This is a genomic window from Pseudoalteromonas sp. S558 (assembly GCF_005886635.1).
GTDB classification, from domain to species: Bacteria; Pseudomonadota; Gammaproteobacteria; order Enterobacterales; family Alteromonadaceae; genus Pseudoalteromonas; species Pseudoalteromonas aliena.
Genome location: NZ_PNDU01000063.1, coordinates 1 through 13,337, shown reverse-complemented (window position 1 = coordinate 13,337; position 13,337 = coordinate 1). Strand labels below are relative to the sequence as shown.

Genomic DNA, 13,337 nt, shown 5'->3' with positions numbered 1-13,337 from the left:
TGATAATTACTGCCTTCACTATTTTATTGTTTTTTATTTAGTTTTTCGACAATTGCTATACCGCGATCACTCGCACTATTAATAACAATTTTACGTTCGTTACCCACATAGCTTAGGATAATATCTAAATCAGGCACAGGAATAAATTCGCCACCCTTCTCAGGCCATTCGACAACACAAATTGCATCTGCCGAAAAATAGTCGCGTATTCCCATGTATTCGAGCTCTTCTGGATCGCCTAAACGGTATAAATCAAAATGATAAACATTTGCTCGTTCAAGCTCATAAGGTTCTACTAATGTATATGTCGGACTTTTAACCTTACCTGCATGGCCAAAGCCTTGCACAACGCCACGGGTAAAGGTTGTTTTACCAGCCCCTAAGTCGCCGTGTAAATAAATCACCGCACCTTGTTCTATAATAGCCGCAACTTGGTTTCCCATGGCGACTGTGGCTACTTCATCATTTAGGTGTGATTCAAAACTACGCGTCATTACTACCTCAAAAATTCACTTAAAAGCGTATGTTTGCTAATCATACCAGAATATTTATTTAAGGCGATAAATTGCAGTTTCAGGCATAAAAAAACCGGCCTAAGCCGGTTCTTTAAAAAACTAGAATTATAATCCTAGTTTTTTCTCAAGATAGTGGATGTTCGTACCACCATTTTGGAAGTTCTCATCTGCAAGAATTCTCTTATGCAGAGGAGTATTAGTTTTAATTCCGTCAATAACGAGTTCATTAAGTGCATTGCGCGCACGGGCAATGGCTACGTCACGGTTTTCACCGTAAGTAATTAACTTACCAATCATAGAATCGTAATGTGGTGGAACCGTGTAGTCAGCGTAAATATGGCTGTCCCAACGAATACCTAACCCACCAGCTGGATGAAAACGTGTAATTTTACCTGGTGACGGAATAAACGTTTCTGGATCTTCAGCATTAATACGACACTCAATAGCATGACCGCGAATAACAACGTCGTCTTGAGTGAACGATAAAGGCTGACCCGCAGCAATCTTTAATTGTTCTTTGATTAAGTCGATACCAGTAACCATTTCAGTTACAGGGTGTTCAACCTGAATACGTGTATTCATTTCAATGAAGTAAAACTCGCCGTTTTCGTATAAAAACTCAAACGTACCTGCACCACGGTATCCAATTTCTATACATGCACGTGTACAGCGTTCACCAATAAATTTACGTGTTTCAGCTGTAATACCTGGCGCTGGCGCTTCTTCAACTACTTTTTGGTGACGACGTTGCATTGAGCAATCACGTTCACCTAAATGTACTGCATTACCTTGGCCATCCGCTAATACTTGAACTTCAATATGACGTGGGTTTTCAAGGAATTTCTCCATGTAAACCATACCATTGCCGAAGAACTGCTTAGCTTCTTGCTGTGTTAAGGCTATTGAATCAATAAGTTCAGCTTCGCTGCGAACAACGCGCATACCACGACCACCACCGCCACCAGCGGCTTTGATGATTACTGGGTAACCAATACGTTTAGCAATTTGCATGTTGCGTTCTTTATCATCTGATACCGGACCGTCAGATCCTGGAACACATGGAACGCCTGCTTTACGCATTGCTGCGATAGCAGATACTTTATCACCCATAAGGCGAATAGTGTCGCCTGTAGGACCGATAAATACAAAGCCACTTTGCTCAACTTGGTCGGCAAAATCGGCGTTTTCTGCAAGAAAACCGTAACCTGGATGAATAGCTACCGCATCAGTTATTTCTGCCGCTGCAATAATGCGCGGAATATCTAAATAACTTTCAGTGGCTGCTGGTCTACCAATACAGATGGTTTCATCTGCAAGCAATACATGCTTAAGATCGCGATCCGCCGTTGAATGCACAGCAACCGTTTTGATCCCAAGCTCTTTGCAGGCGCGCAATATACGAAGTGCAATTTCACCTCGGTTTGCAATGACTACTTTATCTAACATTAGAGTTGGCCTTTTACGTTACGCTATTATTCAATTATGAATAGAGGTTGATCAAATTCAATTGGCTCGCCATTTTCAGCTAAAATAGCTCTTACTGTACCCGCTTTGTCTGATTCAATTTGATTCATCATTTTCATAGCTTCGATGATACAAAGTGTATCGCCAACTTTAACTTGCTGACCTACTTCTACATACGCTGGCGCTTCTGGAGAGGCCGCTGCATAAAAAGAGCCAACCATTGGTGATTTAACCTGATGACCCGTAGGTTCTGCTGGTGCTGCTTCAACTGCAACAGGAGCCGCTGCAACTGGGGCTACTGGCGCTGGTGCATATTGCTGTGGAGCAAATTGCGGGTAACCTGGGCCTGCGCTCATATTGTTACGATTAATACGTACTGATTCTTCACCTTCAGTAATTTCCAGCTCAGCGATACCTGATTCTTCTACTAATTCGATCAACTTCTTTATCTTGCGAATATCCATTACACGACCCGCCTATTAGTTAGTTTGTGTGTTAATTTAAATTAAATTGTATTTTGCAACCGGTTAACTGCTGCATTTAATGCTGCGTGATAACCCATTGCGCCTAATCCACATACCACGCCCTGTGCCACATCAGAAAAATACGAATGATGGCGAAACGCTTCACGTGCGTGCACATTACTTAAATGCACCTCAAAAAACGGAATATCAACACTTAACAGTGCATCACGTAATGCGACGCTAGTATGCGTAAATGCAGCTGGGTTAATTATTATGCAATCAACCGCTTGCCAAGCATCGTGTATTCGTTCAATGAGTGCTTGCTCACTATTACTTTGAAAATGCGTTAACTTAACATCTAGACTATCAGCTGCACTGGTTAGTTCGTTCATAATCTCACTGAGCGTCTGAAAACCGTATTTATCCGGTTCACGTTTGCCCAGCATGTTTAAATTTGGACCATTTATAACTAAAAGGTTAAATTTTGCAGTCATAATACGCGATATATCCTATAAGTAATGAGTTAAGCGGTTACTAACTAATTTTTCACTTTTAAGTAAGTAAAAAAAGTAATGTAGCAACAATTTCTCACGTTAACCAACTATTATAGTGATTTCGACGTAAATAGCAGCAAAATACTGGTCTAATCAGTGCTATAGGAATAAATCAGGAAGGAAATCAGAATCCGCCACTTGATTAAATCAAGTAGCGTTATTGCACTATTATTGTGCGCTAGCGCGCACTGTAGCGAGGTGTTTAGCAAAATCCTCAGCATTTAAAAAGCCCGTTACACGTTGTGTACTTAGCTCTTTACCTTGGGTGTTAAAAAACAAAATACTCGGTAAACCGAACACCGTGTACTCTTCCATTAGCTCAATTGTTTTATTATCACTTTCAGTTAAGTCAATTTGAATAAGCTGATAATGGCTAAACTCACTTTGCACTTTGGCATCTGGAAAGGTGTAATGCTCAAACTCTTTACACGCCACACACCAATCGGCATATAAATCGACCATAACCATTCGACCTTCGTCGTTTGCTTGTGCAACTGCTTCTTTTAATTCTGCTAAATCAGCAACCTGTTTAAACTCATTATTTTGTGAGCTTACCTGTACTGTTTGTACTTGTACTGGCCAAAAGTAGTTTTTAGTTAACGTAAAGCCTGTAATAACTAATAGAGTTGCAGCAAACCATAATGCAGTTTTTAACTTGCTTTGTGTTTGGCTACTTTGCCAATGATGTAAGTACAGTGCTGTTGCTAATGCAAGCACACCTGCCATTAATAATATAATGTCTGCGCTTACTAGTCGCTCAAGTAATATAAGCGGCACTATTAACATTACAAAACCAAATAAGGTTTTAACTTGCTCCATCCAACCACCCGCTTTAGGCAGCAATTTACCGCCAGATGTACCGAGTAATAACAATGGTAATCCCATACCCAAACTGAGCACGTACAGCGTTAAACCACCTACTAGGTAATCGCCACTTTGCGCTACAAATAAGAGTGCAGCCGACAGTGGCGCCGTAGTGCAAGGTGATGCAATCAATCCCGAAAGTATACCCATTAAAAATACGCCAACATAGTTGCCGCCTTTTTGGTTGTTACTTACCTGGGTTAGCTTGCTCATCATACTGCTTGGCAGTTTAATTTCGTACCAACCAAACATCGACATAGCGAGTAATACAAACAACAAACTAAAACTGATTAGCACAAATGGATGCTGTAAATACCCCTGTACTTGCCCACCTAGTGCTGCAACAACGAGACCAAGAGCCGCATAGGTAACAGCCATACCTTGTACGTATACAAACGATAATGCGAAGGCTTTTTTAGTAGAAAGATTTTGCTGACCCGCTATTAAGCTCGACAAAATAGGGAACATTGGAAATACGCACGGCGTAAAAGCAAGGCCAACACCAACGACAAAAAATATGAGTAAATTAGTTATTAAGCTCTGACTTGCTAATTGCTCAGTAAAAGTAAGTTCTTTTTCGGTGTCACCAGAATTTGTTGTAGGTTCAGTGGCAGGCTCATTGAGTGCTGCAAATGTACTTTGCGCTGTTGCGGCTTCACCAGAAGCGCTATTTCGATCTACATTCTTAATCTGTGCGCCACTAATCACACTAAGTGGAATGCTAATCACTTCTGGCGGATAACAAAGCCCGGCTTTAGCACAGCCTTGGTAACGCACTTTAACTACGGCACCGTCGGTAACATTACTTAATTTACTTATTACACTTACAGCGTTAAAAAAGACTTCTGTTTTACCAAAAAATTCATCTTCAATAATTTCGCCACTACCAGAGTCACCCACTTGAATGTTTGCGCCTTTGGCAATGATTTCTATTTTCTTTTTATACAGGTAATAATCTGGTGCTATATCCCAGCCCACAAACAAGGTATTGCCTTGCTGGTCGAAATCAAATACAAACGCTTTCTCTACAGGCAAAAAAGTATGTTGAGGAGGTCCTAATAAATCACCAAGCACATTATTAGTCGCAGCCTTTACAGGCACAACTAATAAAGTTACCAACAATAAAAAGAAAAAACGCATTAATTTAATACCTCATCCATCCAATTAAAATAGGCTAAGTTTCCGGTTGCAACATCAATAACTTGTATCTCCGGCACTTCGTAACTATGCATTCCTTTTATAGTTAAAAACACATCGTTCATCTTGTCTGATTTCGTTTTTATAAGTAATTTAGCTTCTGTTGCTTCTGCTATTTCACCTTCCCACATATAAATAGCTCCCACATTAGGTAAGATATTTACGCAAGCAGCGAGTTTTTTCTCTACTAACGCCCTTGCGAGCATACGTGCCTCGGCTTCGTCTTTGCAGGTCGTAAAAATCAGTTTAAATTGCGTAGTCATTATGAACCTTACTTATTTGACAGTGTCTAGCTTCATAGTATCTGATAGAGGGTACAATGTGTAGACGCTAAAATAACAGTAAAATAACTATAGCGATGCCCTAACCTTGAAAAGAGACCTCGTCACCCTCATTTATATTTCATCAACTCTTTTGAGTGTCATTATTTAGAGAGCGTTATGTTTAGATTTTTATTTGTGTTGTTTATCATCATCCCTATTATCGAAATCGCCTTACTGATTCAAGTAAACGACGTAATTGGCGGGTTTGCAACAATTGCACTGGTTGTTATTACCGCTATTTTAGGTGCCAAAATGGTGAAGACACAAGGCATGGGCGCATTGCAGAATGTGCAAACGCAAATGGCGCAAGGGCAAATGCCAGCTAAAGAATTATTTACCGGAATATGCGTTGTAATTGCGGGCGTATTATTACTTACCCCAGGCATTATGACTGACGTATTTGGACTACTATTACTAACCCCTGCTATTCGTAACAAATTGGCTGCAGGCCTTGCTAGCCAAGCAACTGTTAGAATGAGCGCAAGTATGAAACAAGGGCCGTCGCCATTTGCTCAACAACCGCATTCACCGCGTGAACAGCAGCAAATGGACCAGCCAACAACTATTGATGGTGAATATGAGCGAAAAGATTAAAAATTTATCGTTTTTTCTCTTGGAATTTTTCACTCTACCCCCATTAATGAATGCAAATTAGAAAAGCTTTTTTCTGTACTGTTCAGAAACTGTTAGGAGAACTAAAAACATGAACATTCGTCCTTTACAAGATCGCGTAATCGTTAAACGTCTAGAAGAAGAAACAAAATCTGCTGGCGGTATTGTATTAACTGGCTCTGCAGCTGAGAAGTCAACTCGCGGAGAAGTTATAGCCGTAGGTAATGGTCGCGTTTTAGAAAACGGTGACGTGAGAGCGTTAGAAGTTAAAGCCGGTGACACTGTGTTATTTGGCTCATATGTTGAAAAAGTTGAAAAGATCGAAGGTCAAGAGTACCTGATCATGCGTGAAGATAATATTTTAGGCATTGTAGGCTAAACCTACTTTTCGTTTATAAACATTTAAGAATTTAGAGGAATTTAAAACATGGCAGCAAAAGAAGTACTTTTTGCAGGTGACGCACGCGCTAAAATGCTAACTGGCGTAAACATCCTAGCAAACGCAGTAAAAGTTACATTAGGTCCTAAAGGCCGTAACGTTGTACTAGACAAATCGTTTGGCTCTCCAGTTATCACTAAAGATGGTGTATCTGTAGCAAAAGAAATCGAACTTGAAGACAAGTTTGAGAACATGGGCGCACAAATGGTTAAAGAAGTTGCATCTAAAGCAAATGATGCAGCAGGCGATGGTACAACTACCGCTACAGTACTTGCACAGTCTATTGTTAATGAAGGCCTTAAAGCTGTTGCAGCGGGCATGAACCCAATGGATCTTAAGCGCGGCATCGACAAAGCAGTTATTGCTGCTGTTGCAGAGCTTAAAGCGTTATCTGTTCCTTGTTCAGATACTAAAGCCATTGCACAAGTAGGTACTATTTCAGCTAACTCTGATAAAGAGATTGGCGATATCATTGCACAAGCAATGGAAAAAGTAGGCCGTAACAGTGGCGTTATTACTGTAGAAGAAGGTCAATCACTTGAAAACGAACTAGATGTTGTTGAAGGCATGCAGTTTGACCGTGGTTACTTATCTCCTTACTTTATCAACAGCCCAGAAAAAGGCACTGTTGAACTAGATAACCCATTTATTCTACTTGTAGATAAAAAAATATCTAACATCCGCGAATTATTACCAACATTAGAAGCGGTTGCTAAAGCAAGCAAACCACTACTAATCATCGCAGAAGACCTTGAAGGCGAAGCACTAGCTACATTAGTAGTTAATAACATGCGCGGTATTGTTAAAGTATCAGCGGTTAAAGCGCCTGGTTTTGGCGACCGTCGTAAAGCAATGCTACAAGATATCGCTGTATTAACTGGCGGTACTGTAATTTCTGAAGAAATCGGCTTAGAGCTTGAAAAAGCAACAGTTGAAGACCTAGGTACAGCTAAGCGCGTAATTATTACTAAAGATGATACAACAATCATTGATGGCGCTGGTGAAGAAGCGGGTATTAGCGGTCGTGTTTCACAAATTAAAGCACAAATCGAAGAAGCAACATCAGACTACGATAAAGAGAAACTACAAGAGCGCATGGCTAAATTAGCTGGCGGTGTTGCAGTAATCAAAGTAGGTGCTGCTACTGAAATGGAAATGAAAGAGAAAAAAGACCGTGTTGAAGATGCATTAAATGCAACTCGTGCAGCGGTTGAAGAAGGCGTAGTACCTGGCGGCGGCGTTGCACTTGTACGTGCAGCTAGCAAGCTGGTAGATTTAGTTGGCGACAACGAAGATCAAAACCACGGTATTAAAGTGGCACTTCGTGCGATGGAAGCGCCACTTCGTCAAATCGTAACTAACGCTGGCGAAGAAGCATCTGTTGTAATTAACGCAGTTAAAGGCGGCGACGGTAACTTTGGTTACAACGCAGCAACTGGCGAATACAACGACATGATTGAAATGGGTATCCTAGATCCAACTAAAGTAACACGCTCTGCATTACAATTTGCAGGGTCTATTGCGGGTCTAATGATCACTACTGAAGCAATGGTAGCTGAAATCCCAAAAGATGAAGCTGGTGGCGCTGATATGGGTGGCATGGGCGGAATGGGTGGTATGGGCGGAATGATGTAATCATCCCCTAAACACCTAGCTCAAATAAAAACCCAGCTTCGGCTGGGTTTTTAGCTATTGGGCACAAATAAAGTAAAAGCCACAGGTGTGGCTAATTAATAAAATGACTTCGCGTATCCCTTTGCTTCTTAAATGCATGCCAAGCCATACTCAGAGTTAATTTTATTTATTAAAAATTATTAAGGATATTAAGATGAATAAAAAACCTGAACTAATCATCTCATCACTCGATGCAGATAGATTGTATGACTTAATGGAATCACTACCGACAGGTAGCTTTGCTAATAAAGAAGAATTGGAAGCTGAACTGGCACGAGCAACAATAGTCGAACCTAAAGATATGCCATCGTCAGTTGTAACGATGAACTCAACCGTAAACTTTATTGTTGAGTCTTCTAAAGAAGAATTTACGTTAACCTTGGTGTCCCCAAAGAACAGTGACTCTAGCAGCGATAAAATATCGATATTATCACCCGTTGGTAGCGCATTACTTGGGCTAAACCAAGGCGACGAAATTGAGTGGCCTAAACCGAGTGGCGGCTTAATAAAGGTAAAAATAAAAGAAGTAACCTATCAACCAGAACGTGCTGGTGAATTATACAGATAAACACTTTATGCACTTAGTACTGAGAATTCGATTTAAAGTAGACCCAGCCTCGGCTGGGTTATGCTTATTAGAGAGAGTGCTTTGTGAAATCACGGAGTTCAAGGTTCATATCAAGTAAATATAAGGACTAACCTCTACAACTTACCTTTTTGAACAACGCTTAGTGCGAGTTTACCTTGAATTAATGAAAAGAAAACGCAAAGCCTTATCGTTTGGATAAAACAGTAATATTGTGCAATTAACATTTGTTATATATAGCCTTTAGCTATATACTTATACCCAATGGTTATTATAGATAGTAAAGAGTGTTATTCTTTCATTTGTTGCAGTGTAAAGCTTGTCAAGGTAAGCATTGAATCAACACAAGTGGACTGTCTATATTAATCACCGTAACTATGAATGTAAATAATTAGCAGGGTTTGTGCCTAAAGTATCGGTGATATAAAGGTAGAAGAGGGTCTCTTACAATTTCTGCTTTCGTTTAATATATTAACCTTAACAGGATTATAAAATGAATCGAAAGAAGAAAAATTTAAATTGGGCAATTACAGCCGCGAAACGGATAGAACAGGTGAAGATATTATTAGACTCGCTGACACAGTTAAGTAAGTCAATTAATAGTCTAATCTTAACGCTTTGTCCCTACACTGTCGTACTCACATTAACACAAAAAGGCACTCTTTATACATTAATAGGTTAAGTCGTTGGCCTGTACTTTGATATTGACTTATGGATGTTTGAGCTTTAAGCGAGGGATTCGCCCGTACGGTTCTTTGGGGCGTTGATGGTAAAGTAATGAACTGCTGCTACCCTACATCCCCCTTAAAATGTAGTTCAAATAAAAACCCAGCTTCGGCTGGGTTTTTGCTTTTTAATACTAATGTTATTGATATTGTTTAATTTATACCCATAACTAAATTACGTATAACTCAGATTTATATTAAATGGATTTATTAAGTAATAACACAATATTCACCTTCTTTATCTCTGTTGCTCTCGTGACGGGGTTATTCTTATTCGTAGTTTGGGCTATGCTGAAAATGGTAACGTGGGGTAAAAGTATGTCTAAGGGTGCTTATTTATTTTTAGCATTTTTCCCGCTTATTTCATTGATGCCTATACCGCCACCTACCTACGAAAATGTTCAAAAAGCTAAACAAGAGCAGCGTAAACGTAAAGGAGACTCAGGCGATCCACTCGAGGATGATGAGGACGAACTCACAAGTTAATTAAAATTACACTACGGGCATGTACCCGGCGTAATCGTTTACTAATATGATAAAGAGCACATTTATTTAATAGTACGGAGTGAGCTAAACATGACTAACGTTCAACAGCATATCGGCAGCATTGCATTAGTTATTAAGGACTACGACGATGCCATTGAGTTTTATACTCAAAAGCTAAATTTTGAATTAGTTGAGGATACTGATTTAGGAGATGGTAAACGCTGGGTGTTAATTTCACCTCCAAATTCAAACAGGACTAATTCAAACAGGGCTAATTCGAGCAGGACTAATTTACTGCTTGCTAAAGCCACAACGCCCGAACAGATGAGTGCTATTGGTAATCAAACGGGTGGTCGCGTGTTTTTATTTTTGCATACCGATGACTTTTGGCGAGATTATAATTTAATGCTTTTTAAAGGCGTTACATTTAACGAAGAGCCTAGAGTAGAACCCTATGGCACCGTAGTGGTTTTTGAAGACCTATATGGTACAAAATGGGATTTACTGCAGCTTAATAATTAGTTATTTAAAGTGACGCTTAAACTCACGTCACTTTATTAACTAACTCTCTTACAATTGGGAATAAATCACTGGGTAGCATTCTCCTTTGCCCGTCTCGCTCACTTGCGATATCACCGGCTTTAGCGTGCAGTGTTACACCATAACGTGCTGCTTCATCAATAGTTAAACCTTGAGCAAGCAATGCCCCAATAATACCAGTGAGTACATCGCCACTGCCGCCAACGGCCAGTGCTGGGTTGCCATCTTCACATACCCACGTGTGCTGGGCATTATCTATTAATGTTCCTGCGCCTTTTAATACACAAGTCGCGTTATAGCGTTTAGCGCAAAGGCGAGCATAATTAAAACGATCAGATTCAATTTCGCTGGTGCTAACACTTAGCAGTCGCGAAGCTTCGCCGGGATGTGGAGTAAGTACGCATTGCTCTAACGTGTATGATGAAGCTTTCTTAGCCAGTAAATTAAGGGCATCTGCATCTATAACCAATGGCATTTTATTGTTTTGGCAATATTGCATTACTTCATCGAATGTTTGTTGTGCCCACTCGTCTTGCCCAAGCCCAGGGCCAATAACAACGCAGCTTGCCCACTCTAGCGCTTGATGTAAGTTATTACTACTTACCATAAGTTCTGGTCTGCCAATACTAATAGGCGTTATTGAGCTTTCGTGTGTATACACTCTTACCATGCCAGCACCGGCTCTAAGGGCAGCTTCACTACTTAACCTAATTGCACCTGCAGTACCTTGATTACCACCAACACATAAAAGTTTACCGTTGCTTCCTTTGTGACTATTGATTGCCCGCGTGGCTATTCCTTTAAAGCTATTAATATTAACAAGAGTTCCTGAAGATTGAGCGACACAAGTAAACGCATCGCCAATTGCTAAATCGTCAAAAACTAACTTACCACTATATTGTTTACCAGCAGTCGTTGTGAGCCCTTGCTTTATACCCACAAAAGTAACGGTTAAAGTCGCTTGTACTGCGCAGCCCAATGGCTGTCCTGTATTCGCTTCAATACCTGATGGAATATCAATGCTTATTACGGGCTTACTACTAGTGTTTACAGCTTTAATTATATTCGCAAAATTATCGCGCACGGCGCTATTAAGGCCAGTACCAAGGAGCGCATCAATAATTATATCGCACTCATTAAGCATGTCTTTTGTAAAATGAGAAACCACCCCACCCGCTTCTATCCATAACTGCTGCGCCTTTGCCGCATCACCAGTTAATACTTTATTAGGCTCAGCTGCGCATACTGTTACCTTTTTACCTAATTGTTTTATGAGCCTTGCAACAATATAACCATCTCCAGCATTGTTACCATGCCCTACAAGCACCAAGGCATGCTGGGCGTTAAATAACTGCCATTGGTCCAATACCGCTTCTCCTGCACGCTGCATGAGGGTGAATAAATCACAATGGCTATTTTTAGCTGCAAGCGCTTCGTTATCTCTCACCTGCTCTGCGCTAAATATGGTTTGGTTAAGCATATATGCTCCTGTAATAAGCGACACTTTACCTTATCAAATACACATATCTAGCGGCTAGTTTTATGAGCTTGTTTTTTTAACTGAAGTTTGCGAATTTATTAAAGCACACTACAGGTAAAGTACTTTTTAGAGTCGGCCCAGGCTACTGAAAAAATAGTTACTTTTCTTCAGGCATTAAAAAAGGCCACCTAAGTGACCTTTTTCTGATAATTAACTTTAAGGTTAATTATTACGCTACGATAGTTGCTACAACACCAGCACCTACAGTACGGCCACCTTCACGGATAGCAAAACGAAGACCTTCATCCATCGCGATTGGCGCGATTAGAGTTACAGTCATCTTGATGTTATCACCAGGCATTACCATTTCTACGCCATCTGGTAACTGTACGTCACCTGTTACGTCAGTTGTACGGAAGTAGAACTGTGGACGGTAACCTTTGAAGAATGGAGTATGACGACCACCTTCATCTTTCGAAAGTACGTATACTTCTGAAGTGAATGTAGTATGTGGGTTGATTGAACCAGGCTTAGCTAGTACTTGACCACGTTCAACGTCTTCACGTTTAGTACCACGTAGAAGTGCACCGATGTTTTCGCCAGCACGACCTTCGTCAAGAAGCTTACGGAACATTTCAACACCAGTACAAGTAGAACGAGTTGTATCATTGATACCAACAATTTCTACTTCGTCATTGATGCGGATGATACCAGCTTCAACACGACCAGTTACAACTGTACCACGACCCTGGATTGAGAAAACGTCTTCGATAGGCATGATGAAAGGCTTATCGATGTCACGCTCTGGCTCTGGGATGTAAGTATCAAGTGCGTTTGCAAGCTCAACAATCTTATCTTCCCACTCTTTCTCGCCTTCTAACGCTTTAAGCGCAGAACCAGCGATTAGAGGTAAGTCATCACCTGGGAAATCGTATTCTGAAAGAAGTTCACGAACTTCCATTTCTACTAGTTCAAGTAGCTCTTCGTCATCAACCATGTCACATTTGTTCATGAACACGATGATGTAAGGAACGCCAACCTGACGAGAAAGAAGGATGTGCTCACGCGTTTGTGGCATAGGGCCATCAGTCGCAGCAACTACTAAGATCGCGCCGTCCATTTGAGCAGCACCAGTGATCATGTTTTTAACATAATCGGCGTGACCAGGACAATCTACGTGCGCGTAGTGGCGTGAAGGAGTATCGTATTCAACGTGAGACGTTGAAATAGTGATACCACGTTCGCGCTCTTCTGGAGCGTTATCGATTGATGCGAAATCTTTAGCAACACCGCCGTATACTTTTGCAAGTACGTTAGTGATTGCTGCAGTTAGTGTAGTTTTACCGTGGTCAACGTGGCCAATTGTACCAACGTTTACGTGCGGTTTTACGCGTTCAAACTTTTCTTTTGCCAT

Annotated in this window: 14 protein-coding genes; 6 read left to right on the top strand and 8 right to left on the bottom strand. The window is 40.7% G+C overall.

Annotated features, from left to right (window positions below):
* Positions 1 to 23: 23 nt before the first annotated feature.
* From tsaE to cutA, 6 genes are all read right to left on the bottom strand, one after another.
* Positions 24 to 494 (bottom strand): tRNA (adenosine(37)-N6)-threonylcarbamoyltransferase complex ATPase subunit type 1 TsaE, encoded by a 471-nt coding sequence (gene tsaE, locus CWB66_RS04660; RefSeq protein ID WP_077536780.1) that lies wholly within the window; start codon positions 492 to 494, stop codon positions 24 to 26.
* A 126-nt stretch (positions 495 to 620) separates the two neighbouring features.
* The gene (gene accC / locus CWB66_RS04655; protein ID WP_077536779.1) at positions 621 to 1,961 is read right to left on the bottom strand and encodes an acetyl-CoA carboxylase biotin carboxylase subunit; all 1,341 of its coding nucleotides are present in this window, start codon (positions 1,959 to 1,961) and stop codon (positions 621 to 623) included.
* A 26-nt stretch (positions 1,962 to 1,987) separates the two neighbouring features.
* Complete coding sequence (gene accB / locus CWB66_RS04650) at positions 1,988 to 2,443, bottom strand: acetyl-CoA carboxylase biotin carboxyl carrier protein (protein ID WP_138584501.1); 456 nt, start codon at positions 2,441 to 2,443, stop codon at positions 1,988 to 1,990.
* A gap of 41 nt (positions 2,444 to 2,484) precedes the next feature.
* Positions 2,485 to 2,937, bottom strand: coding sequence for a type II 3-dehydroquinate dehydratase (gene aroQ / locus CWB66_RS04645; RefSeq protein WP_077536777.1), 453 nt, complete (start codon positions 2,935 to 2,937; stop codon positions 2,485 to 2,487).
* Positions 2,938 to 3,165: 228 nt separating this feature from the next.
* Positions 3,166 to 5,001: a protein-disulfide reductase DsbD gene (locus CWB66_RS04640; protein WP_138584500.1), complete on the bottom strand. Its 1,836-nt coding sequence runs from the start codon at positions 4,999 to 5,001 to the stop codon at positions 3,166 to 3,168.
* Positions 5,001 to 5,321, bottom strand: a complete 321-nt coding sequence (cutA, locus tag CWB66_RS04635; protein WP_138584499.1) for a divalent-cation tolerance protein CutA — start codon at positions 5,319 to 5,321, stop codon at positions 5,001 to 5,003. Before cutA ends, CWB66_RS04640 begins: the two co-directional genes overlap by 1 nt.
* A 177-nt stretch (positions 5,322 to 5,498) precedes the next feature.
* On the opposite strand from cutA, the gene CWB66_RS04630 reads away from it, so the two are divergent.
* The 6 genes from CWB66_RS04630 (at position 5,499) to CWB66_RS04605 (ending at position 10,425) form a co-directional block, all read left to right on the top strand.
* On the top strand, positions 5,499 to 5,975 hold the full coding sequence (locus tag CWB66_RS04630) for an FxsA family protein (protein ID WP_138584498.1): 477 nt from the start codon (positions 5,499 to 5,501) through the stop codon (positions 5,973 to 5,975).
* Positions 5,976 to 6,084: 109 nt separating this feature from the next.
* A complete protein-coding gene (locus tag CWB66_RS04625; protein ID WP_077536773.1) occupies positions 6,085 to 6,372 on the top strand; it encodes a co-chaperone GroES in 288 nt (95 codons plus the stop codon).
* A 48-nt stretch (positions 6,373 to 6,420) separates the two neighbouring features.
* Positions 6,421 to 8,067, top strand: coding sequence for a chaperonin GroEL (groL, locus tag CWB66_RS04620; protein ID WP_007580030.1), 1,647 nt, complete (start codon positions 6,421 to 6,423; stop codon positions 8,065 to 8,067).
* Between the two features lie 193 nt (positions 8,068 to 8,260).
* On the top strand, positions 8,261 to 8,674 hold the full coding sequence (gene rnk / locus CWB66_RS04615) for a nucleoside diphosphate kinase regulator (protein ID WP_138584497.1): 414 nt from the start codon (positions 8,261 to 8,263) through the stop codon (positions 8,672 to 8,674).
* A 1,061-nt stretch (positions 8,675 to 9,735) separates the two neighbouring features.
* Positions 9,736 to 9,903, top strand: coding sequence for a hypothetical protein (locus CWB66_RS04610; protein WP_171037462.1), 168 nt, complete (start codon positions 9,736 to 9,738; stop codon positions 9,901 to 9,903).
* Between the two features lie 90 nt (positions 9,904 to 9,993).
* Positions 9,994 to 10,425: a VOC family protein gene (locus CWB66_RS04605; RefSeq protein ID WP_138584496.1), complete on the top strand. Its 432-nt coding sequence runs from the start codon at positions 9,994 to 9,996 to the stop codon at positions 10,423 to 10,425.
* A 22-nt stretch (positions 10,426 to 10,447) separates the two neighbouring features.
* On the opposite strand, the gene CWB66_RS04600 is transcribed toward CWB66_RS04605, so the two are convergent.
* Complete coding sequence (locus tag CWB66_RS04600) at positions 10,448 to 11,923, bottom strand: NAD(P)H-hydrate dehydratase (protein ID WP_138584495.1); 1,476 nt, start codon at positions 11,921 to 11,923, stop codon at positions 10,448 to 10,450.
* A 229-nt stretch (positions 11,924 to 12,152) separates the two neighbouring features.
* The gene (tuf, locus tag CWB66_RS04595) at positions 12,153 to 13,337 is read right to left on the bottom strand and encodes an elongation factor Tu (protein WP_024589451.1); all 1,185 of its coding nucleotides are present in this window, start codon (positions 13,335 to 13,337) and stop codon (positions 12,153 to 12,155) included.

Excerpts from the sequence above, each read along its gene's own strand:
- tuf (WP_024589451.1), bottom strand. The coding sequence starts at position 13,337 with ATGGCAAAAGAAAAGTTTGAACGCGTAAAACCGCACGTAAACGTTGGT.
- tsaE (WP_077536780.1), bottom strand. The coding sequence starts at position 494 with ATGACGCGTAGTTTTGAATCACACCTAAATGATGAAGTAGCCACAGTC.
- CWB66_RS04600 (WP_138584495.1), bottom strand. The coding sequence starts at position 11,923 with ATGCTTAACCAAACCATATTTAGCGCAGAGCAGGTGAGAGATAACGAA.
- CWB66_RS04610 (WP_171037462.1), top strand. The coding sequence starts at position 9,736 with ATGTCTAAGGGTGCTTATTTATTTTTAGCATTTTTCCCGCTTATTTCA.
- groL (WP_007580030.1), top strand. The coding sequence starts at position 6,421 with ATGGCAGCAAAAGAAGTACTTTTTGCAGGTGACGCACGCGCTAAAATG.
- CWB66_RS04640 (WP_138584500.1), bottom strand. The coding sequence starts at position 5,001 with ATGCGTTTTTTCTTTTTATTGTTGGTAACTTTATTAGTTGTGCCTGTA.
- accB (WP_138584501.1), bottom strand. The coding sequence starts at position 2,443 with ATGGATATTCGCAAGATAAAGAAGTTGATCGAATTAGTAGAAGAATCA.
- rnk (WP_138584497.1), top strand. The coding sequence starts at position 8,261 with ATGAATAAAAAACCTGAACTAATCATCTCATCACTCGATGCAGATAGA.
- CWB66_RS04630 (WP_138584498.1), top strand. The coding sequence starts at position 5,499 with ATGTTTAGATTTTTATTTGTGTTGTTTATCATCATCCCTATTATCGAA.
- CWB66_RS04605 (WP_138584496.1), top strand. The coding sequence starts at position 9,994 with ATGACTAACGTTCAACAGCATATCGGCAGCATTGCATTAGTTATTAAG.
- cutA (WP_138584499.1), bottom strand. The coding sequence starts at position 5,321 with ATGACTACGCAATTTAAACTGATTTTTACGACCTGCAAAGACGAAGCC.
- CWB66_RS04625 (WP_077536773.1), top strand. The coding sequence starts at position 6,085 with ATGAACATTCGTCCTTTACAAGATCGCGTAATCGTTAAACGTCTAGAA.
- accC (WP_077536779.1), bottom strand. The coding sequence starts at position 1,961 with ATGTTAGATAAAGTAGTCATTGCAAACCGAGGTGAAATTGCACTTCGT.
- aroQ (WP_077536777.1), bottom strand. The coding sequence starts at position 2,937 with ATGACTGCAAAATTTAACCTTTTAGTTATAAATGGTCCAAATTTAAAC.